This window comes from Pseudomonas sp. GCM10022186 (genome assembly GCF_042656385.1).
Lineage (GTDB): Bacteria > Pseudomonadota > Gammaproteobacteria > Pseudomonadales > Pseudomonadaceae > Metapseudomonas.
This window is the reverse complement of record NZ_JBHSOU010000024.1, coordinates 1-563: the sequence shown is the minus strand read 5'-3', so window position 1 is coordinate 563 and position 563 is coordinate 1. Positions and strand designations below refer to the sequence as shown.

Sequence of the window (563 nt, the reverse complement as noted above, 5' to 3'; positions counted from 1 at the left end):
ACCATCCTCAACCCGGTGCATGGCATCAGCTACGGCCAGTCCGGCCTGGACCTGGCGAAACTCTCCGCCGCCCCCGGCACCGAGGCCAAGGAGCTGTTCGTTCCGCGCAACCAGATTTCCACGTCCTTCACCATCAACCCCGAGCTGACGGTCGCCGCGCAGTATTTCCTCGAGTGGGACGAGGCACGCCTGCCCGAGGCCGGCACCTACTACGGCAGCTCGGACCTGGTGGGCGAGGGCGCGCAGTCCTTCCTCCTCGGCCATACCGGCGGCCCGGGCCTGGCGGGGCCGAACGGCACCCTCACCACCATTCGCCGTGGCCATGACATCACCCCGGACAAGCGCGGCGACTGGGGCCTGATGCTCAAGTGGTCGCCCGAGTGGCTGGACGGCACCCTGGGCGCCTATTACCGCAACACCTCGGAAATCCTGCCGCAGGCCGTGCTGGATGGCACCGGGCTGACGGCGCGCGGCGCCAACGGCCCCATCGCCAACGTGCAGAACTCCATCCGCACCACCAACTACAAGTTCGCCTATGGCGACGATATCGACATCTTCGGCCT

At 67.5% G+C, this 563-nt stretch carries 1 protein-coding gene; it reads left to right on the top strand.

What is annotated here, in order from left to right; translation table 11 throughout:
* A partial coding sequence (locus ACFPU0_RS11375) for a DUF1302 family protein (RefSeq protein WP_377693089.1) occupies positions 1 to 563 on the top strand: 563 nt, incomplete at both ends.